Source organism: Streptomyces sp. DSM 118878 (genome assembly GCF_052936595.1).
Map to the genome: position 1 here is coordinate 7,775,533 of NZ_CP193622.1, position 26,701 is coordinate 7,802,233.

Here is a 26,701-nt window from a genome sequence, read left to right on the forward strand (position 1 = left end):
CTCCCCATAGCCTCCCCCAGCGACCTCACGTGAGTGGAGAAGCCGCGAGGATGTTTGTCGTCTGGTGGTGGCATGGCGGCGGTCCCTGAACCTGGACCCCTCTGGGGCCAGGTGAGTTGATCCGCGCGGTGACGACACGTGCTCGGTCAGTATGCTGCCGATCATGAGTATGGAGATCGCGCGGGCGTGGCACCGTGTCGAGAATTGGCTCGCGCGGAACGCCCCCGGGTCCTACCGCTCCCTGAGGTCACCGGCATCAGATGCCGACCTGGCCCAGGCGGATGAGTACATGCCTATCCACGCCGACCTTCGGTCCCTGCTCGAGCTGCATGACGGGAGTGAAGGGTACGAGGTCGAGGGGGATGAGGAGGGCGAGGTGAACCCAGCGGCTTGGCTGCCGGAAGGGTGCGAATGGCTTCCCCTGGACCGCATGCTCGGCCTGCCCGCTGTTGCCCCGCACGGTGCGCCGCGCCCCGGCTGGGCTCCTTGGGCCGCGCCAGGAGACGGTGAGGTCGGGTTCGGCGTCGACGGAGGTTCAGGGCAGGTTGTGCGCTTTCCTGACGACGGGACGGCACCACTTGATTCCGTCGCTCCTGAGTTCAGCTCCATCGCCGCGTACCTCACGGCTGTGTCAGAGGCTCTTGAGAAGGGAACGGGGCTCTTGGCCACTGCGGACCATCAACCCGGCATCGCACTCGGCTGTTTGTTGTGGGAGAACCCGAAGCGGGTGTCGCTCGACGAGGTGGAGTGGCGTCCCCTGCACGTGTAGAACAACACCACATGAGGGACGGCGTTGTGCTCTCTGCACGCACTCGCCACCACCGTTCGCCCCGGCCGGGTAGTTGGCGGCGTTGCACTTGTGCCTCGATCGCGGGTCCGGCTGAGTGCCCCTCCCCATTGCGGGGATACACTCCGCCGTCGGAGGGGATCACGGGGTGAGTGAGAAGGAAGAGGCGCCCACGGCGCCCGGTCGGTTGCGCCGTGCGCTGCCGCACAGCAGGCGCGGTCGGCTGCTGCTGATATCCGCACTGGTGCTCGGACTCGCGGGCACCGGGATCGGTACGTGGGCGGCGGACACCTGGCCGTGGCCGAAGGACCGCTACTGCTGGGACGCCTGGGAAGCGGACAGCGGCCCGGAATTCCTCGGCGACGAGGCCTTCGGCGACGATGACGACGGGTCACGCACCGCCAAGGAGACGGCGCCCACCCGCGAGCGCCCGACCGGCAGCTGTGAAGTCGCCATCGACGCCGACTACAAGAGCAGTTACGACGGCGACGAGGTCTCCGTCGACCAGCGGGTGTCCGTCAGGTACGGCCCGGTCCCCAAGGCCGCGGAGGCCCGGCTCTCGATGGTCCAGGACGGGTTCCTGGGCGGTGACATGGTCCCGCTCCCGGACGGCCTGCCGGGCACGGTCAACGGGCGCGGCGGCTTGCTGGTGCTCCCGAAGACCTGTGATACGGAGGAGGGTCGGCCAACCGTGGTCACCATGGAGGCGTCCGGCAGGTACTCCAGCGGCCCCTCGTACACCCAGAACGAACCGCCCGGCCTGGGCGGCGCCCGGGAGGCCGCGGTGCTGCTCGTCGCGGCGGCCAACCGCGGGATGGCGGCGGCCGGTTGTGCTCCGGACGAGCCGCTGAGGGTCAGCTCGCCGGTCTATGACCTGCCGGGCGAGGAGGATAGTGTCTTCAGCGCTTCCAGCGACGTCTGCGGCATCCGCGGCCTGCGTCTCGGCACGGGCGACATCAAGGACCAGACCGGCGTGGTCACCCGCGACCTACAGACATGCAGCGTCCACGGTGATCGTGACGACGTGCCGCACCTGGACCTGGCGATGGTCGCGCAGCCGCGACTGGCCGCGGTCTTCGACGGCATCGTGGGCGAGCGCCCCGTGGCCCGCGGCTGGCGCGGCACGGGCACCATCGGTGAGAAGCACGCGATCGTCCGGGCCGACTGCTCCGGCCGTGCCGCCACCTTCCTGATGGGCGCTTCCAGCGACTCCGGCCATCTCGCCGCCTTCGTCAACGCGGTCGCGGCCCGCCTGGGCTGCGCCCCCATCGCCCCGAAGGGAGCCTCCCGGTGAGCGGCACCGAGGACGAGCCGAACCGCTACGAGCAGCCGCTGCCCGCCGAGCGAGAACTGCTCAGCGAGCGGCGCCGGCGCCGGCACCACCACCGGTGGAACTGGCGCCGACTGCTGCGCGGCCGGGTCCGGCCGCTGGTGGCCGCGGGTCTCGCCGGGGTGCTGCTGGGCGCCGGCGGCATGGCCTGGCAGACAGAGGCCGGGCCGTTCGCGCCGGACGACCTGTGCTGGGGCGCGCTGTCCCGCGACGACCTGGCCGTGTTGTTCCGCGAGCCGGAGGACGTCAAGACGGTCGAGGCGCCGGTGCTGCACGGTGCGCGCTCCTTGAACGGCCCCACCGGCAGCTGCCAGTTGACGAACAGCGACGGCAGCGAATGGGCACTCACCGCACGGGTGCACCGGCTGGACGACCGGGTCGGCGACGGCAGGTGGGCCGACGAGTTCCTCGCGGCCCGCCTCACTCCGCTCGGCGGCGGCCTCCTCGGTATGGCCTCGGACGACCGCGCCTGGCTCGCCATCCCGGACGGCTGCCTGGGCCGCCCGGGTCAGTCCAACGGGCCGACCGTCGTGGACATCACCGAGGGCAGCTGGATCAGCGACCAGGAGCCGCGTACCGAGGAACGGGACTGGATGGCCCGCTTGGTCGTGAAGCTCGCCAACAAGGTCAGCGCCGACCTGGGCTGCACCGGTACGATCGCCGATCCGGTCGAACGCCTGCCGAAGGCCGCCGGCTACACCCGCACCGAGAAGGCGGACGCGCTCTGCGGCATCAAGGGCCTGACGCTGGGCAAGAAGCGCAAGCCGAACAAGTACCCCATGATCACCGTCGGGCACGGGCCGGTGCGCACCTGCGACCGGGACGTCACCGGCTCGCAGCCGAGGCAGCGCATGATGACCGTCGAGGACCCGCGGCTGGCCGGGATCTTCACGAGGAAGGCGCTGAATGAGGGCGACCAGGTACGCTCCTCCTCCGGCTACGGCAGCCTCGGCCTCAACCTTGGTGTTTTCTCAGCCCGTTGCCAGGCAGGCGAGACCGTGTTCCTCGTACAGGCCAACGACAGCGGGGCGGGCGCGTACGTGCGCACCCTCTTTCCCCGCTACGTCGAGGCCGAGGCCGCCCGCCTCGGCTGCGGCCCGCTGAAGCTGAAGCTGCCCGGGCCGGGCGGGAGCCGCTGACTCCCGCTGGCACGCCTGCCGGGTTGGCGTTGTCGAGCGATCTCGCCCCATTCGGTGACCAGTCGGTTGAAGTCGGCACCAGCGGAGCGGCAAGGAACACCGGTCTTGTGGAGCGAGCTTGATCCGTTCCGCGCCGGGTCAGAGGCAGAAGCCGTCAGTACTCTTCGGTGAGGAAGGCCACCACGGTGTCCAGGAACTGCCCCTGCCTCTCGACGTTCGCCATGTGCACGGTGGGCAGGAGGGTGAACCGGGCGCCAGGGATGGTCGCCGCGAGTTCCTTCCCATGGTCGGCTGACGTGACGGTGTCGTGCTCGCCCGCGATGACCAGTGTCGGGTTGGGGATGAGCGTGGCGGTGCGGCGCAGGTCGTAGTCGCGCACTGCGGCCCAGCTGCCGGCCACGCCCTCGCGCCGCGTGGCGAGCAGGGTGCGGCGGTAGCCCTCGACGACCTCATTGTCGCCCTGGAGCATGCGGGCCGGGAACCAGTTGTGCAGGAACCTCTCCGCGGTGACGTGCATGTCGGGGGCTTCCAGCAGTTCGGCGATCGGCCGGTCCCACTGACTGGCCGGGCCGAGGTTCGCGGCGGTGTTGGAGAGCACCAGGCGGTCGACGCGCTGCGGAACGTGGATCCCCAACCACTGCGCGACGATGCCGCCCAGGGACAGGCCCAGCACGTGCACCCGCTGCAGGCCCAGGGCATCCAGCAGTTCCACCACGTCACGACCCAGCCGGTCCAGGGAATACGGGCCGCCGGGGACATCGGAGGCGCCGTGACCGCGCGCGTCGTAGCGCAGCAGCCGGAAGTGCTCGCTCAAAGCCGGCACCTGGCCGTCCCACATGTGCAGGTCGGTACCGATGGAGTTCGACAGCAGCAGCACCGGCTTGTCCTCGCCGCCGTCGAAGCGGTAGGCGATGCGGACACCGTCACCGGTGGTGATGGCGGTAGCGGTCTGAGAAGTCATGTCAGCTCCAGTGATCCAGTGGCAGCGGCTATGTACGCAGCCTAGGAACCCCACTTGGCCGAGCGCTATTACAAAGATCGGACGAACCCTGTAGGTTCCTTGGACAATGACGGACTTCACGCTCCACGAGTTGCAGTGCTTCAACGCCGTGGTGCTCGACGGCGGCTTCCAGGCCGCCGCCGAGCGGCTGCACCGCTCACACCCTTCCGTGTTCGCAGCAGTGGCCAAGCTGGAGCGCCGGCTTGGCCTGGACCTGCTGGATCGCTCGGGCTACCGGGTTCAGCTCACCGAGACGGGGCGCACCTTCCACCGCAAGGTGCGCTTCCTGCTGCACGAGGCCGAGGAACTGCGGAGCTACGCCGCGCAGTTGGCGATGGGCGAAGAGGCCGAGCTGCGTGTGGTGCTGGGGGATCTGTGCCCGCTCACGCCGGTGTTGGAGATGCTCAGCACCTTCTTCGCGCAGTGCCCGCAGACACGGCTCCACCTGCAGTACGAGACGGTCACCGGCCCCTGGGAGCGACTGCTGGAGGACGAAGCCGACCTCATCGTGCACCGCGTTCCCAAAAGCGACGTGCGGATGGAGTGGATCGATCTCGGCCGCGTCGCGCTGGTGCCCGTAGTGGCGCCCGGTTTCCTGCCCTTCCCTCCGGACACCGACATCACACCGCAGCGGATGCAGGCCTTCACCCAATGCGTGGTCCGGGATTCGGCGCGGCACCCGTCCGAACAAGGCCATTTCCTGGTCGAAGGCGCGCCCCAGAGCTCCGTTCCCGACCACCTCATGAAGAAGGCACTGATCTTGCACGGCATGGCGTGGGGACACGTGCCGCGGTTCATGATCGAGGCCGAGTTGCGTGACGGACGACTGCTTTCCATCGCTGGACGGCATTTTCCCGGTGTGGTCGAGGAACTCTCGGCAGCACGCCGACGCGACCGGCCGCACGGCCCGGTAGCCGACCAGCTGTGGGATTTCCTGGCCCGCCATGCACCCGTCCTGCGACCGCTGCTGGGCCGCGTACCCAAGCCGAAGAAGGTACCGGACCGCGGCGAGTGACATCGCACGCCAGGGTCGCAAACGGGGAGTGCCGATGACGCCTCTCGGGTCCGCGCCCATGAGAATGCATGCGAGAGCTGTCCTTGTTCACTGCACGAGACCTTAGCCGTAGGCCCCCCTTGACTCGCCGGGCGTCGGGGTGGCTCATCGGCACCGGCCGGAATGACGCCGATACAGCGGACATCCGAGCCGGACTGCGACTGAACCGCGCAGGGGGGGCCGGTTCGTTCCGGCGAAGCGGCCCACCTGGCCACAGCCCACCGACGTGCCTGGTCCGACTGATGATGCCGCCACCGGACGCGCTGAGTCCCGCACGGTCCCCGCCGGGTCGCCCAGGCCAGATCCGCCAGCAGCCGTGTCCCGGCGTAAGGTCGTGAACCGATATGCACACAGAAAACGCCTTCCGCCGGGACTGGCACAGTTCGTGCCTACGGCCCTATGAACTACCCCACTCCGAGCGAAGCCGTGAGTCCGAGGGTCGGTTCGGGTGTGGAGGCCGCCCGTGATCAGGTCGGTCAGCGCGGTGACCGCGTCGTCGGCGGATGCCCGTCCTTGGTTCAGCTCGGCGGCGATCGCCTCGGCCGCGCCGAGTACTCCCTGTCGAGCATCTCGCGCTGGACCGCCTCCATCTCCGGATTTCCCTTCAGCGCGGCGGAAACGGCGCTGAGTTCCGGCATGTCCGTGGCGCAGGCGAAGCATGCGGTGCTGATGACGCGGGCGACCTCGTCGGTGGTGGGTGCGGCCTCGCGCAACGCCTGGGCGATCGGGGCTCGGTGACGTTCGTCGAGGCGTCGGTAGAGCGCGAGCAGCAGGCCGGGGCGGGTGCCGAAGTGGTCGTACTGGAGCCCGCCAGCTGTCTTCGGACCGCTGTGTACTGGTTGTCGAGGCTGCGGAGACCGTGCTGCTGGACGATGTACTCCTAGGTTCACGGAGTCGGAACTGGAGCCGCCAGCCCCCCCCACGTGTCGAGAGCGCCCGGATCGAGCTGGTCGGCCGCTTCCGTCTCACGGACACGCGCGTACTTCGTTCACGACCACAAGGCTGCCTCCCGCGCAGACAGTGCTGTCACTTCTCCTTCAGGGGTGCTCCGGTGTCGGCGGGGCGGAATGTGCGGTGCCTGTGTGGGGCGAAGCCGTCCTTGCCGCCGCGGAGTTCGATGAACAGGCCGCGGTGCTTGTCCATCAGGGGGTCGAGGATGATCGCGTCCTCGTGGCCGTCGTTGTCGGTGTCGAGGAGGGCGAGGTGGTTGAAGGCGTTCCAGCCGTTGGGGTTGGGCGTGGGCGGGAGGCCAACGGCGAGCGCGTCCATCTCCTTGAAGCGGGTCCAGTCGGGGCGGGAGCCCGGGCCGCCGGGGACGAGGACGATCTTGCCGTTGTTGTGCTGGTAGCCGGGGGTGTCGATGAGGAGATCGGGGTGGCTGTCGCCGTTGATCTCGCCGACGGTGGTGGACTGGCCGAAGGTGAGGTGGCGACTGCCGCCGATCAACTGGTCGGGGCGGCCCTCGCCGAGGCCCTCGCGCGAGCCGTAACGGATGCGTACGCCGCCGGAGTTGGAGCGTACGTGATTGGCAGCGGGGGTGATGACGTCGTCGATGCCGTCTCCGTCGACGTCGCCGGTGTATGCGCCGGCGAGACCGTCGTGCGAGACCGAGGCGAGGTCGGCGGCGATGCTTCCGGCCGGAGCGGCCGGGTCGACGACCATGCCCCGCGGGGTGCTCCGGTGGAAGCGGACACTGGGCGGTCGTACGGGGGCGTCGTCGTCCTGTTCGTCCTCGGTGTGGAAGTCGTAGGTGAGGAGGGCGTCGTCGCGTCCGTCGCCGTTGAAGTCGCCGATGACCGTACGGTCGGCGGACGCGTTGCCGGGGGTGCCCGTGACGCGGGACGGTTTCCCGCTCCGACGGTCGAAGGGGCCGTGCGCGACCGGGCCGGCCGGTGCCCGCGGGTCGGGAGACTCGGTGGCGGCCGGACGCGGTGGGTACTCGTCGGCCGGGAGTGCCGGGTCGCGGAGCTGTTCGGGGTCGTAGCCCGGCGGGACCGGCCCGCCGTCGCCCTCCCCTCTGTCGTCGGGGGTGAAGCGGAAGGACGGCGCGTACAGATCGGCGCGGCCGTCGCCGTCGAAGTCGCCGAGAGAGAGGGCGGTTGCGGTGAAGCCGGCCGGAAGGGCGATGCGACGGGGTGCTGAGACGCCGTGCGGGCCTCCGTACAGGACGACGGGGATCGTTTCCTCGCCTGTGGTGCGCAGGGCGAGCAGATCGGTGTAGCCGTCGCCGTCCAGGTCGCCGCGGGGGGTGGTGCCGTACTGCTCGATGTTCTCGAACCGCCGGGTGCGGTGCGGGTCGAGGCCGTCGGGGGACCCGGGGACGACGATCAGCGTGTTGCGGCCGGTGTAGGTGCCGGCCTCCTTCGGCTGGACGGTGTACGCGAAGTCGCCGTAGCCGTCGCCGTTGAGGTCGTCGGGGGACGGGTTCTTCGAGGGCTTGCCCTTGGCGGGCGGCCGGTCGGCGGCCCGGCCGTCTCCGCCGCCGTCCGAGGTGCAGCCGACGAGCGGCACGGCCAGCGCGAGCACAGCCGCGGCAAGGGTACGGCCCGGCCGCCCGGTCACCGGCACATCTCCGTCGAGCCGAGCCTGGTGCCCCTACCGGCGAGTCCTATTGCTGGGCCGGGGCGGACGGTGATCCGGTCGGCGGCGGAGCCGACGGACGTGCCCTCCGCAGGGACGGCCGGGCCGGTGTTGCCGTTGGCGCCGGATACGCGGACGACAGCGGTCGCCGCCCGCCCCGAGGGGCGCACGACCTTGGCCACGTCCCGCTTGTACTCGTCCGAGTACTGTTTCGTGGACTTGTTCTCCACCTGATCGCTGCTTCCTCTGGCATGTCTCAGATCCACGTATCCAGGTGTTCACCACCCAGGGAAGCTTCACTGTTGTTCTTCCACCGACCCTGTCGTCACGATGTCATGTCTACATTCACAGTGGCGAGGATTACGGCTGCCGGAAACGCTCCGGAAGCGGACCGGGGTCAAGGGGGAGCCGGCCGGCGAGGGGCGCAAATTCGTCCGGATCCTCACGCCCACGTGTGGGGTTCGTGAAGGGGGCTGTCGCTCAGGTGTGCCGGCAGGCGACCGTAGAGCCCGTCGCCGAGCCTCTCCCTCGCCATGGTCCGAGAAGCGTGGGCCCTGCCGCCGGAGCAACGGGAAAGCGCGCCCCCGGTTCGCCAAGTGCCCCTGCAAAAACGGTCGTTCAGCTTGAGCAGCGGGAAGTAGGGGAAGTAAGTGGGACGTCGGGGCGGGTCGGTTTCCCTGTCCCCGCGAGCGCACCCGCGCCCCGGCGGCAGGCGAACGCGCCGTCCCGAGCGGACCTCTCCGTCGCTCTACCACAGGCGACGAACGGAAGACATCTCTCCGTTTCTCCGATGCGGCTGGTTATGATCGGAGCCCCACATCGCGTCAGAGCCGAACCGGACTTCCCCCAGCCCCGCACCCAGGGCTGTGTCCGGGCTCGGCTGTTGAGTCGTCCCCACTGTCTCCCCGCTCCCCGAGGACCGATGTCTCCCCTGTCTCCCCAAGAACCCGAAGGCGCACGAGGGAAGCCGCCGACTCGTCGGCGGCGTACCCTGCGCCTGCGTACGCTGCTCATCTGGCTGGCAATCATCCCCATTCTGGCGATGAGCACCCAAGTGGTGATCACCGCACAACGATTGGTGCACGAGTCGGAGCAACTGCGCGCCGATGTCGCGGTCGGTGAGCGGATCGACGCACCCCTGACCAGGCTGATGGCCACATTGCAGGCCGAGCGGACGATGACCGCCACACGGTGGGCGGGCGGCTCCGTGGCCGAGAAAGAGGTGCGCGAGCGGCGCGCGGCCACGGACCGGGCCGCGGACGAGTTCCGCCGGGCGGCCGACGGAGCCCTGGCGGCGAACGGGCGCGAGGACGAGCATTACGTCGCGGAGCTGAAGCACGGCCTCGCGGATCTGGCCGACCACCGCAAGCGCGCGGACGCCCGCAGCGGGAGCGTGGATCGGACGATCGGCTACTACTCCGACCTCGTCGACCGCATCATCCGGGTGTACCAGAACGAGTTCAGCCATGCGGAAGACGCCGAGCTCATCCAGGAGAGCGGCGTGGTCGTCACGGTGTTCACCGTGTCCGAGATGGTGGCACGCGAGACCACCATCCTCGCCATGGCCGGGCCGTCCAAGCGCCTGAGCCCCTCCGGGTTCGCCGAATTCGTCAACTCCGTCGGGTCCCAGCGGTACCAGTACGACGAGTGGGTCGCGCCGTATCTGACGGCCAAGGACAGAGCGGCCTACGACCGGGTGTTCGCCTCGGACGGCTGGAAGGCGAAGGTCCGCATCGAGGACGCGGTCATCTCCCACCACCAGAACACCGCGTCCGGCATCAAGCTGCCCGAGGAGACCGACGCCTGGCGGGCCGCGTACGACAAGTTCGCGGCGCGCGTTGCCGCGCTCGACGCGGAACAGGGGCGAGCACTGCTCGTGCGCGCCGATGCCAAGGCCACGCAGCTGGAGAACGAGGTCATCTGGCTGACCGTCGTCAACGGCGCGGCCGTCCTCGCCGTCGCGGCCGTCATCGTGCTCACCACGCGCTCGGTGCTCCGCCGTCTGCGAGGTCTGCACCGACGTACGGTGGCCATGGCCGAGGACACGCTGCCGGACGTCGTGGACCGGCTCCAGCGCGGGCTGCCCGTCGACGACGACGCGCTGCCCGCGGTGACCGGGGACCGGGACGAGGTCGGACGTATCAGCGACGCGTTCGCCCGGGTCGTCTCCGTGTCCGTCGACGGGCACGCGCGGCTCGCGGCCGAGCGCCAGGGCTTCGGCATGTTCGCCGCGGGCATCGCCTCGCGCACCGGAAACCTGGTCAGCCGCCAGTTGACCCTGACCGACGAACTGCAGGACGCCTTCGGTCACGACGAGGAGCTCCTCGCCCGGTTGATGCGATCCGACCAGTTGACCGTGGGCATGCGGCGGCAGATCGAGAACCTGCTCATCCTGGCGGGCGGGGAGATCCCCGATCCGCACACCGAGCCCATGCGCGTCGCCGACCTGCTGCGCGAAGCCGCCGCCGAAGTCGAGGACTTCCGGCGGATCGAGCGCCAGGCCCTGGACGAGATCAGCGTGGTACCGCGGGTGATCAGCGAGATCAGCCACCTCCTGGCGGAACTCCTCGACAACGCGACCCGGTTCTCCCCGCCGCAGTCCAAGGTGGTCGTCCGTGCCGAACTGGTGACGGACGGGCTGTTGGTCGACATCGAGGACCGCGGGCCTCGGGTGACCGCCGCGACCTACGAGGAGATGAACGGGCGTCTGCGGTCGGCCCCGCCGTACTCCGTCCTGGCAGAGAACGCGCATCGGCTCGGACTCTTCGTGGTCGGCCACATAGCGGAACAGCTCGGGGCCACGGTGACGCTGCGCCGCTCGGTGTACGGGGGGACGTCGGCCGTGGTGATCTTCCCCGGGGAACTCCTCGTGCCGACCGAACCGGTCGGGGCAGGCAAGGAAGCGCCGCGCGCGGCGACCGGGTCCGCCGTCGGCACCGGGACGCCGGAGCGCCTGCCCGAGCGGCCGGTGGGCAGTAAGCGGGCGGTGGGCAGCAAGCCGCCGGTGGAGAGCAAGCCGCCGGTGCAGAGGCAGCCGTCGGTGGAGAGCGAGTCGTCGGTGGAGAGCGAGCCGTCGGTGCGGAGCAAGCCGCCGGTCCCTGCCATGGCACGGGGCGGTGGCGCGAAGCCGGCCCTCCCCGAGCGGGTCCCGCAGACCCACATCGCCGAGCAGCTCCGCGCGCCGCACGCACCGAAGACCGCCGTCGACCAGGACGCGGCGACACCCGAAGAAGTGGCCGACGCCTGGGCGGACTACGAACACGGGACTCAGACAGTGGAAGCAGAACTCCGACAGGATCAGCCATGACGACGACAACGAACGACATGATCTACAGCGTCCTGGACAACAACCTGAGCAGGATCGCCGGCATCCAGGGAGCCGTACTCCTGTCCAACGACGGGATCAAGCTCAGCTCGTACGAGCTGGAACGGGACCAGGCGGAGCGTATCGCCGCCGCGTCCTCCGGCATCGCTTCCACGATGAAGGCGATCTCCAGGGAGGTCGACGGCGGCCGGGTGATCCGCCAGCTGGTCGAGATGGACGACTGCTACCTCTGCATCGTCGGGTGCGGAGAGGGCAGCACACTCATCGTGGTGACCTCCCGCAAGGCACGGCTCGGGGAGCTGGGTGGCGAAGCCGTGCGCACCGCGCAGGCGCTCGGCGAGTGGCTGAGCACGCCTGATCGCGGCCAGGCGCAGCCGTCGTAATGGCGGACGAGCCCGGGCCGCGGGAGGGAGGCCACCGCCGGACGCGGCTGTACGCGCTGACCGACGGGCGTACGGCGGCGGCACACACAGTCCTCACCATGGACACCACGATCACGGCGGTGGCCGTCGCGGACGGCCACCGCGGTCTGCCCAGCGAGTGGCAGGCCATCCTCGCGATGTGCTCGCCGCCGGGCGGCCGGGCGGTCGCCGAGATCGCGGCGCGCATGAGGATCCGCCTCACTCCCATGACGCTGCTTCTCGGCGAACTCGCGGAGCGGGGGCTGATCGAGCACCGGCCGCCCCTGGAAGAGACCGAGACCACCAATGTCCACCTGCTCATGAGAATCAGGGACAACCTTGCCCGGATATGACATCCCTGCCCCTGCCGAGGAACCAGCCCAGGAAGCGGCCGAGGAAGCAGCCAAGCAAGCGGCCCCCGTCAAGATCCTCGTCGCCGGGGGATTCGGCGTCGGCAAGACGACCCTGGTCGAGACGGTCTCCGAGATCGAGCCGCTGCGCACCGAGGAGCGGTTGACGAGCGCGGGCGTCGGCGTCGACGACCTCGACGGCATCGAGTCCAAGACGGCCACCACTGTCGCGATGGACTTCGGCCGCATCACCCTCACCGACGCACAGGTCGTGCTCTACCTGTTCGGCACACCTGGCCAGGAGCGCTTCTGGTTCATGTGGGACGACCTGCTGAACGGGGCGCTCGGGGCGATCGTCCTCGTCGACACCCGACGCCTCGACCGCAGTTTCCCTGCCGTCGACTTCTTCGAGAACCGAGGGCTTCCGTTCGTGGTCGCGGCGAACTGCTTCCACGGCGAACAGCCCTACACCGACGAGGAGATCAGGGCGGCGCTGCACCTGCGTGACCCGAACACACCCATCCGCATGCTCGATGCCCGCTCCCATGACGACGCGCGCGGTGTGCTGCTCGCGCTCCTGGACATGCTGATCACCAAAGCCGGGGTCGCGGCGACGGCGACGGGCTGACGTACCACCAGGGGCTGACGTCCCAGTAGGGCCGCTACTTGGTGGCCCCCTGGGCGAACCCGTTGTAGATGTAGCGCTGGAGGAAGAGGAAGATCAGGAGCGTCGGCAGGATCACGAGGATCGCGCCGGCGGAGATGTTCTCCCAGTGGGCCCCGAAGGGACCCTTGAAGCGGAACAGCGCCGTGGAGATGGTCCCCTTGTCCTCGGAGGGCATATAGAGGAACGGGATATAGAAGTCGTTGTACGTCGTGATGCCCTTGACGATGACGACCGTGGCGATGGCCGGCTTGAGCAGCGGCAGGATGATCTTGCGGTAGATGGTGAAGGTGTTCGCGCCGTCGAGCCGGGCCGCCTCGTCCAGCGAGGTCGGGATCCCGCGGATGAACTGGAGGAAGATGTAGATCGACACGATGTCGGTGCCCGTGTAGAGCAGGATCGGCGCCCAGTGGGTGTCCACCAGGCCGAAGCTGTTGACCACCTGGAAGGTGGCCACCTGCGTCGTGACGCCGGGCACGAGCGTGGCGATCAGGAACAGCGCCATCACGGTCTTCTTGAGCCGGAACTCGAAGCGGTCGATCGCGTACGCGGTCATCGAGCCGATGAGGACGGTGCCGGTGATCGAGAACAGCAGGATGAAGGCGGTGTTCCCGAAGGCGGTGAGCATGTGGCCGTCGCGGAACGCGGTGACGTAGTTCGAGAAGTTCAGCCAGTCGTCCGGCAGGCTCAGGGCCCCGCCGTCGCTCACCTCGCGAGAGGACTTCAGCGAGGTGAGGAAGACGACGACGAGCGGGACCAGGACGACCAGCGAGGCGACGACCAACGACAGGTAGGTCAGAGCCGTGCCGATGCGGGGCCGCCGGATTCCGGTCCGGGTCCGGGTCCGGGTCCGGTCGTCAGTGGTGAGCGTGGTCATACGAGGTCCACCTTGTCGTCGGGCACGAGTCGCCGCTGGACCCAGGTGACCACCAGGATGATCAGCAGCAGCACGACGGCGCAGGCCGAGGCCAGCCCCGTTTTGTTGAACTGGAAAGCGAGTTTCACCGTCTGGATGACGAAGGTCGAGGTGCCGGTCGCGCCGCCGGTCATGATGTACGGGATCTCGAAGACGGCCAGTGAGCCGGAGATCGCGAGGATGACGCTGAGGCTGAGCACGGGCCGGATGCTCGGCGCGATGATGTGCCGGAACTGCTGCCAGCGGCTCGCCCCGTCGAGTTGCGCCGCCTCGTACAGCTCACCGGGGATCGACTGGATCGCGCCGAGGAAGAGCACGAAGTTCAGGCCCGTGAAGCGCCAGACGGACACCCCGGCGAGCGAGGTGTTGGCGGACTCGGGGTCACCCAGCCAGGCGTGGTCGCCGCCGATGCCGAACCAGGACTGGATCGAGTCGAGGGTGCCGCCGTCCTGGAAGAAGTACAGGAAGACGAAGCCGATGGCGACGCCGTTGATCAGGTAGGGGAAGAACAGGATCCCCTTGAAGAAGTTACGGAATCGCAGGTCGAAGCTGAGAATCGTCGCGAAGTACAGCGCGATCACGATCTGCGCCGCCGAGGCCGCCAGGTAGTAGAAGCTGACGAAGAACACCCGGAACAGCTCGGGCCGCGTGAAGAGCTGGGTGTAGTTGTCGAGTCCCGTGAAGTTCCGGTCGGGGCTGACGCCGTCCCAGTCCGTGAAGCTGTAATAGATCATGTTGCCCACGGGGACGTACGTGAACGTGATCAGCAGGGCGAGCGGCGCGAGCAGGAACAGCCACGGCGTGATCCGCCGCAGCGGATGGTCCCGCCAGGAACGGGTGGCAGGAGTGTGGTGCCGCGCCCGGCGCCGGGGGGTGATGGAGGCACGCCGGGCCGGCGTGGGCGGCGCTTTGGACGTGGTGTCGGTCATGTCGGACGGCCTTTCGTGATCCGCGTCGAGCGTTGTGCAGGCGTGGGGCCCGGCCCCGCTGGCGGTGCGGGGCCCCGTGCTCGTGTTCGGGTCAGTTGCCGGCGGTCGCGGCGGCTTCGGACCAGCGCTTGTCGAGCTCGTCGAAGTAGTCCTGGAGGGACCCCTTCTGAGCTCCCCGGGCGATGTCGATCAGCTTCTGGCGGTAGTCCTGCTTGGCGAGGCCGATCTCGGAGGCGTTGTCGATGGCGTTGACCTGCTCCGTCTTGGCCTCGGAGCGCTCGATCAGCTTGACATCGTTGTCCTGGTACGGCTTGAGGACGTCGGGGAAGCTCATGGACGACAGGGCCGAGACCCCGCCCTCCTTCGCGGCGAAGCCCGACTTCTCCGTGAACCAGTCGATCCAGGCGCGAGCGGCACCCTTGTTGTCGGAGTGCGTGTTCACGGCAAGCTGGTAGTCGGAGAGCATGGTGGCGCAGAACGCGCCGTTCTTCTGGACCGGCACGGGCATGAAGCCGATGTCGTCCGGGTTCTCGCCGGCCTTGGTGGCGGCGTCACGCATCTGGTTCACGGCCCAGGAGCCGAGCAGCATGCTGCTGATCTTGCCCTTGGCCAGGTCGGTCTTGGACGTCTCCCAGTTGGTGGTGGTGGGGTCCTTCTCCGCCAGATCGTCGTGGACGATGTCGTGGAGCAGGGAGTCCAGGACGTTGAGGTCGCTGCCCTTGGCCCACGGCTTGTCGGAGGTGGCCAGCTTGTCGGACGCCTTGGCGTCACAGCTGACCGAGCCGACGCTGTTGGTCCAGGGGCTGCTGAGCGGCCAGCCGTCCTTGAAGTTGGTGTAGTACGGCGTGGCGCCCGTCCTGGCCTTGATCTGCTTCAGGTCGCCGAGGAACTCCGCCGGAGTGGTCGGCCAGTCGGTGATGCCGGCCTTCTTCCACACCGCCTTGTTGTAGACGAGGCCGTTGACCGTGCCGAAGTTCGCGATGCCGTACGTCTTGCCGCGTACGTCGGTCTTGCCGGTGAAGCGGTAGTTCTTCGCCATGGTCTTCGTGTCGCCCAGGGGCGCGAAGAACTTGGGGTAGTCGCCCTTGGCGATCACGGAGGGGATCAGGAGGACATCGCCGTAGTTGTCGGTGTTCATCCTGATCTTCACCTCCCCCTCGTAGTCGGTGACGCCCTGGAACTTCACCGTCACGTTGGGATATTCCTTGTTGAACTTGGCGGCGTACTTCTTCATCGTGCCGTCCTGCACGAGGTCGGTGCGGTTGCTCAGCACGGTGATCGTGCCGGACACCTTGTCGGGGTCCGAGGGAGCGGTGGCGGCTTCCCCGGACGAGGATCCTCCGCCACCACACCCCGCGACGGTCAGCAGCGCGGTGGCAAGCAGCACCGTGCTCAGCGGCTTCCTCCTCATGTGCCCAACTCCTTTCAAGGGTTACGGCTCAGGCCCCAGCGGCTGACGGCACTATGTCAGCGATCCGTGAACCGGTAAAGCATCCATTTCCTGCGTGATACCTAATCGTTACCGGTTGATTCCACGCAGGTTCCCGGGGACGGCTCTGGTCTGCGCTGTTCTGTGTGAGCGTGATCGCTCATGGGGACTGGACCGGTTAACCAACAGAAGGTTAAGTTGACCGACGTCGCACACCACCAGGTTCTGCGCCTGTCCGATTGGAGCCGCTGATGAAGCACATCGTCCAGCTGACGGAAGGCTGGAGACTCAGTCACGACGGGGCGCTGCTGGAAGCCCGCGTGCCCGGCTGCGTCCACACCGATCTGCTCGCCGCGGACCTCATCCCCGACCCCTTCCTCGGCACGAACGAGCGGTACGTGGACTGGGTGGGACGCCAGTCCTGGACCTACACGCGCTCGCTGAGCGACGAGGCGTCGAGCCCGTCGCCGCACGAGCGCACCGACCTGGTCTTCGACGGTCTGGACACCGCCGCCCACATCACCCTGGACGGCGCGGAGTTGGGGCGTACCCGCAACATGCACCGCTCGTACCGGTTCGACGTCACGGGCCGGACCGGCGAGTTGAACGTCACCTTCGACTCCGCCTACGCGGAGGCCGCGGCCGTGCGGGAGCTGACCGGCGAGCGCCCCAACGTCTATCCGGAGCCGTTCCAGTACATCCGCAAGATGGCGGCCAACTTCGGCTGGGACTGGGGGCCGACCGTGGTCACCGCGGGCATGTGGCGTCCGGTCCGGCTCGAACACTGGTCGACGGCGCGCATCGCGCGGGTGCGTCCGCTGGTGACCGTGGACGGCGCCCGTGGCCGCGTGGAGCTGCGCGTCGACATCGAGCGCACCGAGGCCGGCGCGGACCGGCCGCTGACCGCGCTCGCCACGGTCGCGGGCGTGACGGCGCGCGCCGACGTCGGCGGCGACGGCGTCACCGTCGTGCTCGACGTGCCGGACGTGCGGCTCTGGTGGCCGCGCGGACACGGCGAACAGCCTTTGTACGACGTCGAGTTGACGCTCCTCGCCGGAGAGGCTCCGCTGGACACATGGCATCGGCGGGTGGGGTTCCGCACCATCGAGCTGGACCGGAGCGCCGACGAGCACGGCACCGGGTTCACGTTCGTCGTCAACGGCGAGCGCGTCTTCGTACGCGGCGTGAACTGGATCCCCGACGACGTGCTGCCCTCGCGCATCACCCCCGAGCGCTACCGCACCCGCCTGGAGCAGACCGCCGCGGCCAACGTCGACCTCGTCAGGATCTGGGGCGGCGGCATCTACGAGGACGACGCCTTCTACGACGCCTGCGACGAACTCGGCCTGATGGTCTGGCAGGACTTCCTCTTCGCCTGCGCCGCCTATCCCGAGGAACAGCCGCTGCGCGGCGAGATCGAGGCCGAGGCCCGCGAGAACGTCGTCCGCCTCATGCCGCACCCCAGCCTCGTCCTGTGGAACGGCAACAACGAGAACCTGTGGGGCTTTCGCGACTGGGACTGGGAGGAGCCGCTCGCCGGCAACTCATGGGGCGAGGGCTACTACCTCGGGGTGCTGCCGCGCGTGGTCGCCGAGCTGGACCCCACGCGCGCGTACAGCGCGGGCAGCCCGTGGTCCGGCTCCTGGGACCACCACCCCAACGACCCGGACCACGGCACCTACCACTCGTGGGAGGTGTGGAACCGGCAGGACTACACCGAGTACCTCGCGAACGTGCCGCGCTTCGTCTCCGAGTTCGGCTGGCAGGCACCCCCGGCGATGGCCACACTGCGGCGCGCCCTGCCCGGCGAGACCCTCGCACCGGACTCACCCGGAATGCTGCACCACCAGAAGGCCGAGGACGGCAACGACAAGCTGAACCGCGGAATCGCCCGGCACTTCGCACCGCCCGAGGGCGACTTCGACCGCTGGCACTACCTCACCCAGGTCGTCCAGGCCCGCGCCGTCGCCGCCGGTATCGAGCACTGGCGCGCCAACTGGCCGCGCTGCGCGGGCACGATCGTGTGGCAGATCAACGACTGCTGGCCGGTCAGCTCCTGGTCGGCGATCGACGGCGACGGCCGCCTCAAGCCGCTCCACCACGAGCTGCGCCGCGTCTACGCCGACCGGCTCCTCACTCTCCAGCCGGGCACCGAAGGACCCGAGCTCGTCCTGTCCAACCTCGGCTCCCGGCCATGGAGCACCGACGTCACGCTGCGTCTGATGCGGACCGACGGCACCGTCTCCGCGGAGGTCCCGCTCGGGCTCACCGTGCCCGCGGGTGAGGTGCTGCGACTGCCCGCGCCGGAGGAGGTCAGGCCGTCGGCCGGAGCGACCAAGGAGTACCTGGTGGCCGACGCCGACGACCTGCGCGCCCTCCACCTTCCGGTGCGTGACAAGGAGTTCGGTTACCCGGCGCCACGCTTCGACATCGCGGTGGAGACCGTGGGCAGCAGCCGGGACACCGTCGACGTCGTGGTCAGCGCCCGGACCCTCGTACGCGACCTGCTGCTCCAGCCCGACCGCATCGCGCCCCACGCGACAGCCGACCGCGGCCTGATCACTCTGCTGCCCGGGGAGCGGGCCCGCATCCGCGTGCGGGGGGCCGGGGGCGCGGGCGCCAACACGATCCGCGAGGCGCTCTTCTGTGTGGAACCGGCGTGAGCGCTCCCACCCAGCGCATCACCATCAAGGAGGTCGCGGCGGCGGCCGGGGTGTCGAAGGGCGCGGTCTCGATCGCGTTCAACCACAAACCCGGCCTGTCCGAGGCCACCCGGGAACGCATCTTCACCGTCGCACGGGAGCTGGGCTGGGCACCCAACTCCTCCGCCCGGAGCCTTTCGACGCAGCGGACCGACACCATCGGCCTCGCCCTGTGCCGGCCGGCCAGGCTGCTCGGCCTCGAACCGTTCTACATGGAGTTCATCTCCGGCATCGAGAGCATCCTGGCCGAGCGGTCCTGCTCCCTTCTCCTCCGCCTGGTCAGCAGCCTGGACGAGGAGATCGCCGTGCAGGAGACGTGGTGGCGCGAACGGCAGGTCGGCGGGTCCATCCTGGTCGACTTCCACCGGGACGACCCCCGGATCGAGCCGCTCACGAAGCTCGGCGTCCCGGCGGTCGCGGTGGGTCACCCCGATCTGACCGGAGGCATCCCGGCGGTGTGGACGGACGACGCCACGGCGATGGCCGAAGCCGTGCGGTATCTGGCGGCCCTGGGCCACCGGCGCATCGCCCGCGTGGGTGGCCCGCCGGGCCTTGGGCACAGCGCCATCCGTGAACGGGCCTTCGAGGACACCCTGCGTGATCTGGGTCTGCGGCCGAGCCCCCCGGTGACGACCGGGTTCGCGGGGGAGGAGGGGGCACGGGCGACGCGCTCACTGCTGCTGCGGCCCGAGCGGCCGACCGCCATCGTCTACGACAACGACATCATGGCGGTCGCCGGGCTGGGTGTCGCCGCCGAGATGGGTGTCACCGTGCCGGACGAGTTGTCGCTGCTGGCCTGGGACGACTCCCAGTTGTGCCGGCTGACGCACCCGACGCTGTCGGCGATGAGCCACGACGTGCACGGCTTCGGCGCCGAGGTCACCCGCGAGCTGTTCGCCGTCATCGCGGGCCGGGAGGTGACGCCGCACCCGGTCAGGACCCCGTCGCTGACACCCCGCGCCTCCACGGCTTCCCCGCGGGCGCCGCAGACCTGATCAGCGCGAGTGAGGTGGGCTGGTGCTCGCCCTCGGCACGAGCCGGGCGGCGGGCATCTGCCGGTGCCCGACGGGTTCCTTGTCGACGGCGGCCAGCAGCGTCCGCGCGGCGCAGGCACCGTACTCGGCGATGTCCCGGGTCAGGGCGGTGAGCTGCGGACGTACCGCCTGGGTGAAGGGGGAGTCGTCCCACGCCACGAGGGAGAGCCGGCGCGGAACATCCAGGCTCAGCTCCTGCGCGACCGACAGGCCCGCGACGGCCATGATGTCGTTGTCGTACACGATCGCGGTGGGACGCTCCTGGGCGATGAGCAGCCTGCGGGTGGCCCGTGCCCCCTCCTCGCCGGAGTAGTCGGTGTGCACCACCACGGGCTCGGGCAGCCCCGCCGCACGGCAGCTCTCCGCGAACGCGGCGTCCCGTACGGTCGTGTGCGCGAGCTGCGGCAGTCCCGCCACGCGCGCGATGCCCCGGTGTCCCAGCGCGGCCAGGTACGCGACGGTCTCGCGGATGCTCGCGCCGTCGTCGGACCAGACGGCGGGCAGGGCCCCGGTGGCGCTCGGCGGCCCCAGGGCCACCACCGGCAGATCCATGGCCGCGAGAGCGGGTACGCGTACGTCGTCGTCGTGCAGGTCCACCAGGAGCGCGCCGTCCACCCTGCCCTCGCCCCACCAGCGGCGGTAGAGCTCGACCTCGTCGTCGTGGCTGGTGACGGTCTGGAGCATGAGCGCGATGGAGCGCGGCGCGAGTACCGACTCGATACCGCCGATGAGTTCCATGAAGAACGGCTCGACGCTCAGCGTGCGGGCGGGACGGCACACGGCCAGGCCCACGGCCCGGGCCTGTGCGCCGTTGAGGGCGCGGGCGGCGCTGCTGGGCCGCCAGCCGACCTCCTCGGCGATGGCCTTGATCCTGGCGCGGGTCTGCGCGGAGACGCCCGGCTGGTCGTTGAGCGCGTAGGAGACCGCGACCTTGGAGACTCCCGCCTGGCGCGCGATGTCCGCGATCGTCGGCCGTTTCATGCGCCCTCCTCAGCGGCCGACCTTACCGGTCGGCCGCTGAAGTGCGTTCATCCGGCCACTGAACCAGGGCTCAGGCGGCGGCGCAGGTCTTGCCGCCCAGCGTGAAGGCCGCCGGTGCGGTGTTGGCACCGGTGGAGGATCCGCTGAGCCCGAACGACACCGTGCCGCCCGCGGGGATGGAGTGCGTCCAGGGTTCGGGGGTGACGCGGACGGCGGCGCCGTCCTGGACCGCCCTGGCGTTCCACACCGAGTTGATCTTCTGCTTCCCGGTGAAGGAGAAGCCCAGTTTCCAGCCGTCGACGGCCTGGGCGGAGGTGTTGCGGATGGTGATGTCGGCGTTGAACGAGCTGCCCCAGTCGCTCAGGCGGTAGGCGACCGCGCAGGCACCGTCGCCCCCGCCGTCGCCGGTGCCGGCGAAGACGCTCGCCTCCTTGGCGGTGGCCTTGATGCCGTTGGCCCCGTCGAACAGGCGCTTGCCCCAGCCGGAGAGCCGGCTCGCGTCGAAGTCCTGCACCAGGTCGAGGTATTCGACGCCGCCGCCGTTGCCGCTCCAGGACCAGCCCAGATAGCCGATGCCCTGTGACTGGGCGGTGGCCATGATGGCGCCCTCGTCCGGGTTTCCGTCGGAGTGCATGTCCCCGAACTCACCGACCACGATGGGGAGTTTGGCGTCCGTGAACCGGGTGAGGTAGTCGGTGACCTCGGCCGGAGTGTCGTAGACGCCGTACATGTGGATGTCGAACATGACGTTGCGGTCCGGGTCGGCGGCCAGCACCCCGGCGGCGTTGTCCCGCATGGTGAAGGACCAGTCCTGGCCCCAGTTGGGAGCGTCGACCATCAGCGTGTGGTCCAGGTCCGCCCCGCGCAGCCGGCCGATGGCGGTCTTGGTGTCCTTGGTCCAGTCGGTGTAATTGGTGTTGCCGTAGGGCTCGTTGCCGATGTTGACCAGGACGTACTTCTCCTGGCCCACGAGGGCGTCCTTGATGCTCAGCCAGTAGTCGACCGCCTTCGACAGCGGGACGGCCGCGCCCGCCTCGCCGTAGCCCGTCGTGTCGTGGGCCTCCAGGACGCAGATGAGCCGGTTCTTCTTGCACTCGTCGACCACGCGCCTGACGTCGGCGGTGTCGTTCTTGGTCCACTGGCCTCCGGTGCTCAGGACGACCCGGACGGTGTTGGCGCCCTTGGCCTTGATGTCCTTCAGCGCCTGGTCGGTCTTGTCGGGGTACCAGGTGTGCGCGTGGTTGACCCCGCGCATCACGAACTCCTTGTCGTTGGCGTCCAGCAGACGGCCGTCCCGGATGTGGAAGCCGGGCGAGTCGGCGGCCTGGGCGGACGGGGTGGCGGTGAGGAGTGCGGCGCAGGCGGCCAGCAGGGTGGCCGAGGCGACGGCGGCTCGTGTTCGTCTCATCTACTGCTCCCGGTTCGGTCGGTGCGCGCCGGTTTTCGGCAGCCGGCATCGGCGGCTTTCGGGCGCGAGGTGTCATCAGCCGGGCGGCGTGGGGCGCTCTCTCTACGGCACGCCACCTGACCTGCGTAAACACAGGAATGGTGGCTGGTTTTGATGCTTCCGTCCGGCGACGGCCACGACACTAGGGGCCACGGTTGACGAGCACAATGGTTTCTACGGAACCGGTTAAGTGATCTCGACTCGCGGACGTACAGAAGGGGCCGTACCGGAAAATCTCCGGTGCGGCCCCCTCGTACGCCTCCCTCGTACGGCCCCTCACGCGTTCCCCGCTACGGCAGCTCCAGCGAAGGCCGGTACACCTCCAGCCACGTGGCCAGATCCAGGGTCCGTTCCAGGCCCAGCCGGGTCAGGCGGTCCATCGCGGCCGCGTCGCCGCCCGCCACGGTCTCCAGCCGGCGGCGTTCCACCAGGTCGAAGACCGCGTGACCGCGGTCGGACAGCAGGTCCTTGGCCTGCCGCTGGAGCTCCTGGGCGTAGTACGGGTCCTGCGTCGAGGGGTAGGCGCTCTTCGGGCGCCAGGCGACGGACCGCGGCAGCATGTCCTTGACGGCGCCGCGCAGCAGGCTCTTCTCCCGGCCGTCGTACGTCTTGAGCGCCCAGGGGGCGTTGTAGACGTACTCGGCGATCCGGTGGTCGCAGAACGGCACGCGGACCTCCAGCCCGTGCGCCATGCTCAGCCGGTCCTTGCGGTCGAGCAGGAAGCGCATGAACCGGGTCACGTGCAGATGGGTCATGACGCGCATGCGGTACGTGAAGTCGTCCTCCGCGTCGGCACCGCCCCCGGAGCCGAGCCGTTCGATCTGCCCCACCGCGCTCGCGTACGCGTCCCGCCGGTACTCGTCGATGCGCAGCGCGGACCAGAGCCGCGGATCCACGCCCGTGCCGTCCTTGTCGAAGGCGCCGATGTCCCGCGCGATCCACGGGAAGGCGCGGGCCTGCTGGACCTGGGGGTCGTGCATGTGTTTGTAGCCGCCGAATATCTCGTCCGCCGCCTCGCCGGACAGCGCCACCGTCGACCGCCGCCGGACCTCCTTGAAGAGCAGATAGAGCGAGAAGTCGAGATCGCCCATGGTCACCGGCACATCGCGGGCGCTGATCACGGCCCTGCGGATCTCGGGGTCGGCCAGGTCCTTCGGGCCGATCACGATGTCGGTGTGGTCCGAGCCGACGTGCTCGGCGACGTCCTTCACGTACGGCGCGTCCGGGGTGTCCCGCAGAACGTCCGACGTGAAGTTCTCCACGTGGTCCATGAAGTCGACCGAGAAGGTCCGCACGCGCTCCTCGCCCAGGTGGGCGGCGGACAGCGCGGTCAGCGTGCCGGAGTCGATGCCGCCCGAGAGCAGGACGCAGCGCGGCACGTCCGCGACGAGCTGCCGGCGCACCGTGTCGTCGAGCAGCTCGCGGACGCGGCCGACGGTGGTCTCCACGTCGTCGGTGTGCGGCCGCGTCTCCAGACGCCAGTACGTGCGCTCGCGCGGGCCGGTGGGGTCGAGCGTGACGATGGTGCCCGGCTCGACCTGCCGCATGCCCGACCACATGGCGTGCCCCGGCGTGAAGCAGTACGAGAAGGCCTCGCGCAGCCCGTCCGCGTCCACCACGCGCTTGGCCAGCGGGTTGGCGAGGATCGCCTTGGGCTCGGAGCCGAAGAGCAGGCCGTCGGCGGTGCGGTAGTAGAAGAGGGGCTTGATGCCGAGCCGGTCGCGGATCATGACCAGCTTCTGGTCACGCGCGTCCCAGATCGCGAACGCGTACATGCCGTTGAGACGGTCGGCCAGCGCCTCGCCCCAGCGCAGGTATCCGCGCAGGACCACCTCGGTGTCGCCGGCCGTTTCGAAGCGCTCCCCTCGCCGGATCAGCTCCTCGCGCAGCTCGACGTAGTTGTAGGTCTCGCCGGTGTAGACGAGCGTGACGTCGCCGTTCGGTGTCCGTACCGTCATCGGCTGCTTGCCGCCCGGCAGATCGATCACCCCGAGCCGCCGGTGGCCGAGGGCGGCGTGCCGCTCGATCCGGGTGCCGGAGGAGTCCGGCCCCCGGCACGCCATCGTCCGGGTCATCGCCTCCAGGGTCTCGCGCTCGCGGGTGAGGTCACGGTCGTACGCGACCCAGCCGGTCATCCCACACATGTGCTGTCCTCCTGTGCCCTGCGGAGTGGTCAGCGGCGTGGAGCCGCGCCCTCGCCGCGTCATCGTAGAGAGCGACAGGGAGACAGCCGGTCCCGGGCCCGTCGACGCCGCCGCGGGAAAGGCGGAGGGGCGGGGAGGCGGAGAGGCGGTGCTAGCTGTGCAGCGTGCCGTCCTCCTCGCGGTGGCCCAGTGGCTCCAGTTGGAGCGTCGAGTGGCGCACGTCGAAGTGGTCGCCCGCGCATCTCTGAAGGCGCCCGAGGAGTTCGCCGTAGCCGTGGGACAGGGCCGCGTCCGTCACCACCACGTGGGCGGTGAGGACCGGCATCCCGGAGGTGACCGTCCAGCCGTGCAGGTCGTGCACGGCCACGACCCCGGGCTCCGCCAGGAGGTGGCGCCGGACCTCGTCCAGGTCGACGTCCTGCGGGGTCGCCTCCAGGAGGACGTGCACGGAGTCGCGCAGCAGCCCGTAGGAGCGCGGCACGATCAGCAGGCCGATGACGATCGACGCGATCGGGTCGGCGGCCTGCCACCCCGTCAGGAGGATGACCAGGCCGCCCACGATCACGGCCACCGAGCCCAGCGCGTCGCCGAGCACCTCCAGATAGGCGCCGCGCAGGTTCAGGCTCTTCGCCCTGGCGTCGCGCAGCAGCCACAGGCCCACGAGGTTGGCGAGGAGCCCGCCGAGCGCCACCGCGAACATCAGGCCGCCCCTGACCTCCACCGGCTCGCTGAACCGGCCGATCGCCGACCACAGGACCCAGCAGAAGATGGCCACGAGGAGCAGCGCGTTGAGGACCGCCGAGAAGATCTCCACCCGGTAGAAGCCGAAGGTACGCCGGGGCGTCGGCGCCCGTTGGGCCAGGGTGATGGCGCCGAGGGCCAGGGAGACGCCGACCGCGTCCGTCAGGCTGTGCGCCGCGTCCGCGAGGAGCGCGAGGCTGCCGGAGAGCAGCGCGCCGGCCACCTGGATGAGGGTGATCGCCCCGCTGATGGCGATGGTCCACAGCAGCCGGCCACGGTACGCCCCGCTGAGAGTGCCGCTCGCCGCTGCCGTCACGGCGGGCGGGCCGTGGTCGTGCCCCATGGCGGCGAGTGGAACACGGGGGTCCGCGGGCCGCCACTCGGCGGGGCGTACCGGAGCAGGAGCAGGAGCCGGAGCCGGAGCCGGAGCCGGGTTCAGTGCACCCGCGGCGGCATCGAGATGTCGCGCTGGTGCGGGATGCCGAGCGGGGGCGGCAGCTCGCCCTGCTGGACGGTGACCGTGCGGGCGGGCGCGGGGACGCGGATGCCGTCGGCGCGGTAACGCTGGTGCAGGCGCTTGATGAACTCGTGCTTGATGCGGTACTGGTCGCTGAACTCGCCGACGCCGAGGATCACCGTGAAGCTGATCCGCGAGTCCCCGAAGGTGTGGAAGCGGACGGCCGCCTCGTGGTCGGGGAGCGCGCCCGTGATCTCGGTCATCACCTCGTTCACCACCTCGATGGTGACACGCTCGACCTGCTCCAGGTCGCTGTCGTAGCTCACCCCGACCTGCACCATGATCGACAGCTCCTGCTCGGGGCGGTTGAAGTTGGTCATGTTGGTGCTCGCCAGCTGGGCGTTGGGGATGATCACGAGGTTGTTGGAGAGCTGCCGCACCGTGGTGTTGCGCCAGTTGATGTCGACGACATAGCCCTCCTCGCCGCTGCTGAGCCGGATGTAGTCACCGGGCTGCACGGTCTTCGCGGCGAGGATGTGCACGCCCGCGAAGAGGTTGGCGAGGGTGTCCTGGAGCGCGAGGGCCACGGCGAGGCCGCCGACGCCGAGGGCGGTGAGCAGCGGCGCGATGGAGATGCCGAGGGTCTGGAGGACGACGAGGAAGCCCATGGCGAGCACCAGGACCCGCGTGATGTTCACGAAGATGGTGGCCGACCCCGCCACCCCGGAGCGCGAGTGCGCCACGGCCTTGACCAGGCCCGTGACGATCCGTGCCGCCGTGAGCGTCGCCGCGAGGATGAGCAGCGCGGTCAGGGTCATGGTGACGTTGCGGCCGGTCCGCGAGGTGAGGGGCAGCGCGCCCGCCGCCGCGGCGAGACCCGCGGTGATGGCCGCGCAGGGCACGAGCGTGCGCAGGGCGTCGACGATGATGTCGTCGCCGCTCCACCGGGTCCGGCTCGCCCGCTCGCCCAGCCAGCGCAGCAGCGTGCGCAGCAGCAGTCCCGCCGTGATCCCGGCGGCCACGGCGATCCCGGCCATGATCCAGTCGTGCGGTGTCAGGGCACGGGTCATCGGTTCACCTCCGTCGTGCGGGCGGGGAGGGCTCGGTCCACTTGTGCCGCAGAGGCGAAACGCGCGCCTGCCCGGGATATGTGATGTGACGTCACTTTTTGCTACCTGCTCGGTTCCGGGGGTTCGATCGCACCGGGGCGAAGGGCCCGGCGCGGTCGTCATCCTGCCGTATCCGTGGACGGCGGGTGTGCATACCCCTGTCCGATCTTCACGAATCGGCC

22 protein-coding genes are annotated in these 26,701 nt (G+C 69.6%); 11 read left to right on the forward strand and 11 right to left on the reverse strand.

Annotated elements, in window-relative coordinates; genetic code table 11:
- Positions 1–163 precede the first annotated feature (163 nt).
- The 3 genes from ACRAKF_RS33640 to ACRAKF_RS33650 all read left to right on the forward strand — a co-directional run bounded on the left by ACRAKF_RS33640 (position 164) and on the right by ACRAKF_RS33650 (position 3,256).
- Positions 164–769, forward strand: a complete 606-nt coding sequence (locus ACRAKF_RS33640; RefSeq protein ID WP_447041681.1) for a hypothetical protein — start codon at positions 164–166, stop codon at positions 767–769.
- 166 nt (positions 770–935) lie between these two features.
- Positions 936–2,081 (forward strand): hypothetical protein, encoded by a 1,146-nt coding sequence (locus tag ACRAKF_RS33645; RefSeq protein WP_447041683.1) that lies wholly within the window; start codon positions 936–938, stop codon positions 2,079–2,081.
- Positions 2,078–3,256, forward strand: coding sequence for a hypothetical protein (locus ACRAKF_RS33650; protein WP_447041685.1), 1,179 nt, complete (start codon positions 2,078–2,080; stop codon positions 3,254–3,256). Before ACRAKF_RS33645 ends, ACRAKF_RS33650 begins: the two co-directional genes overlap by 4 nt.
- 154 nt (positions 3,257–3,410) lie before the next feature.
- On the opposite strand, the gene pcaD is transcribed toward ACRAKF_RS33650, so the two are convergent.
- Positions 3,411–4,217, reverse strand: coding sequence for a 3-oxoadipate enol-lactonase (gene pcaD / locus ACRAKF_RS33655; RefSeq protein WP_447041686.1), 807 nt, complete (start codon positions 4,215–4,217; stop codon positions 3,411–3,413).
- Positions 4,218–4,323: 106 nt separating this feature from the next.
- Here pcaD and ACRAKF_RS33660 point away from each other — a divergent pair, with 106 nt between their 5' ends.
- Positions 4,324–5,271, forward strand: coding sequence for a LysR family transcriptional regulator (locus ACRAKF_RS33660; protein WP_447041687.1), 948 nt, complete (start codon positions 4,324–4,326; stop codon positions 5,269–5,271).
- A gap of 489 nt (positions 5,272–5,760) precedes the next feature.
- Positions 5,761–6,048, forward strand: coding sequence for a hypothetical protein (locus ACRAKF_RS33665; protein WP_447041688.1), 288 nt, complete (start codon positions 5,761–5,763; stop codon positions 6,046–6,048).
- 288 nt (positions 6,049–6,336) lie between these two features.
- Here ACRAKF_RS33665 and ACRAKF_RS33670 read toward each other — a convergent pair whose 3' ends face one another.
- Together ACRAKF_RS33670 and ACRAKF_RS33675 are read right to left on the reverse strand one after the other, a co-directional pair.
- Positions 6,337–7,872, reverse strand: a complete 1,536-nt coding sequence (locus tag ACRAKF_RS33670) for an FG-GAP repeat domain-containing protein (protein WP_447041690.1) — start codon at positions 7,870–7,872, stop codon at positions 6,337–6,339.
- Positions 7,869–8,120, reverse strand: a complete 252-nt coding sequence (locus ACRAKF_RS33675) for a hypothetical protein (protein WP_447041692.1) — start codon at positions 8,118–8,120, stop codon at positions 7,869–7,871. The genes ACRAKF_RS33670 and ACRAKF_RS33675 overlap by 4 nt, the downstream gene beginning before the upstream one ends.
- 812 nt (positions 8,121–8,932) lie before the next feature.
- On the opposite strand from ACRAKF_RS33675, the gene ACRAKF_RS33680 reads away from it, so the two are divergent.
- The 4 genes from ACRAKF_RS33680 to ACRAKF_RS33695 are packed head-to-tail and all read left to right on the forward strand — an operon-like array spanning position 8,933 to position 12,594.
- A complete protein-coding gene (locus ACRAKF_RS33680; protein ID WP_447041693.1) occupies positions 8,933–11,197 on the forward strand; it encodes a nitrate- and nitrite sensing domain-containing protein in 2,265 nt (754 codons plus the stop codon).
- Complete coding sequence (locus tag ACRAKF_RS33685) at positions 11,194–11,598, forward strand: roadblock/LC7 domain-containing protein (RefSeq protein ID WP_447041694.1); 405 nt, start codon at positions 11,194–11,196, stop codon at positions 11,596–11,598. Before ACRAKF_RS33680 ends, ACRAKF_RS33685 begins: the two co-directional genes overlap by 4 nt.
- On the forward strand, positions 11,598–11,969 hold the full coding sequence (locus ACRAKF_RS33690) for a DUF742 domain-containing protein (RefSeq protein WP_447041696.1): 372 nt from the start codon (positions 11,598–11,600) through the stop codon (positions 11,967–11,969). The genes ACRAKF_RS33685 and ACRAKF_RS33690 overlap by 1 nt, the downstream gene beginning before the upstream one ends.
- A gap of 1 nt (position 11,970) precedes the next feature.
- Positions 11,971–12,594, forward strand: coding sequence for a GTP-binding protein (locus ACRAKF_RS33695; RefSeq protein WP_447042301.1), 624 nt, complete (start codon positions 11,971–11,973; stop codon positions 12,592–12,594).
- A 34-nt stretch (positions 12,595–12,628) separates the two neighbouring features.
- Here ACRAKF_RS33695 and ACRAKF_RS33700 read toward each other — a convergent pair whose 3' ends face one another.
- The 3 genes from ACRAKF_RS33700 to ACRAKF_RS33710 form a co-directional block, all read right to left on the reverse strand.
- Positions 12,629–13,507 carry a carbohydrate ABC transporter permease gene (locus ACRAKF_RS33700; protein WP_447041697.1) on the reverse strand — a complete coding sequence of 293 codons (879 nt, stop codon included), beginning with the start codon at positions 13,505–13,507 and terminating at the stop codon, positions 12,629–12,631.
- On the reverse strand, positions 13,504–14,475 hold the full coding sequence (locus ACRAKF_RS33705; RefSeq protein ID WP_447041698.1) for a carbohydrate ABC transporter permease: 972 nt from the start codon (positions 14,473–14,475) through the stop codon (positions 13,504–13,506). The genes ACRAKF_RS33700 and ACRAKF_RS33705 overlap by 4 nt, the downstream gene beginning before the upstream one ends.
- Before the next feature lie 91 nt (positions 14,476–14,566).
- On the reverse strand, positions 14,567–15,886 hold the full coding sequence (locus tag ACRAKF_RS33710; RefSeq protein ID WP_447041699.1) for an ABC transporter substrate-binding protein: 1,320 nt from the start codon (positions 15,884–15,886) through the stop codon (positions 14,567–14,569).
- A 269-nt stretch (positions 15,887–16,155) separates the two neighbouring features.
- Between ACRAKF_RS33710 and ACRAKF_RS33715 the strand changes: the two genes are divergently transcribed.
- Entirely contained in the window at positions 16,156–18,567 is a 2,412-nt protein-coding gene (locus ACRAKF_RS33715; RefSeq protein WP_447041700.1) for a glycoside hydrolase family 2 protein, read from the forward strand.
- On the forward strand, positions 18,564–19,601 hold the full coding sequence (locus ACRAKF_RS33720) for a LacI family DNA-binding transcriptional regulator (RefSeq protein WP_447041702.1): 1,038 nt from the start codon (positions 18,564–18,566) through the stop codon (positions 19,599–19,601). Before ACRAKF_RS33715 ends, ACRAKF_RS33720 begins: the two co-directional genes overlap by 4 nt.
- Here ACRAKF_RS33720 and ACRAKF_RS33725 read toward each other — a convergent pair whose 3' ends face one another.
- From ACRAKF_RS33725 to ACRAKF_RS33745, 5 genes are all read right to left on the reverse strand, one after another.
- A complete protein-coding gene (locus ACRAKF_RS33725) occupies positions 19,602–20,621 on the reverse strand; it encodes a LacI family DNA-binding transcriptional regulator (protein WP_447041703.1) in 1,020 nt (339 codons plus the stop codon).
- A 70-nt stretch (positions 20,622–20,691) separates the two neighbouring features.
- A complete protein-coding gene (locus ACRAKF_RS33730) occupies positions 20,692–22,029 on the reverse strand; it encodes a cellulase family glycosylhydrolase (protein ID WP_447041705.1) in 1,338 nt (445 codons plus the stop codon).
- A gap of 329 nt (positions 22,030–22,358) precedes the next feature.
- The gene (gene asnB / locus ACRAKF_RS33735) at positions 22,359–24,212 is read right to left on the reverse strand and encodes an asparagine synthase (glutamine-hydrolyzing) (protein ID WP_447041706.1); all 1,854 of its coding nucleotides are present in this window, start codon (positions 24,210–24,212) and stop codon (positions 22,359–22,361) included.
- Between the two features lie 151 nt (positions 24,213–24,363).
- The gene (locus tag ACRAKF_RS33740) at positions 24,364–25,296 is read right to left on the reverse strand and encodes a cation diffusion facilitator family transporter (RefSeq protein WP_447041708.1); all 933 of its coding nucleotides are present in this window, start codon (positions 25,294–25,296) and stop codon (positions 24,364–24,366) included.
- Between the two features lie 92 nt (positions 25,297–25,388).
- Positions 25,389–26,480, reverse strand: coding sequence for a mechanosensitive ion channel family protein (locus ACRAKF_RS33745; RefSeq protein ID WP_447041710.1), 1,092 nt, complete (start codon positions 26,478–26,480; stop codon positions 25,389–25,391).
- Between the last annotated feature and the right edge of the window lie 221 nt (positions 26,481–26,701).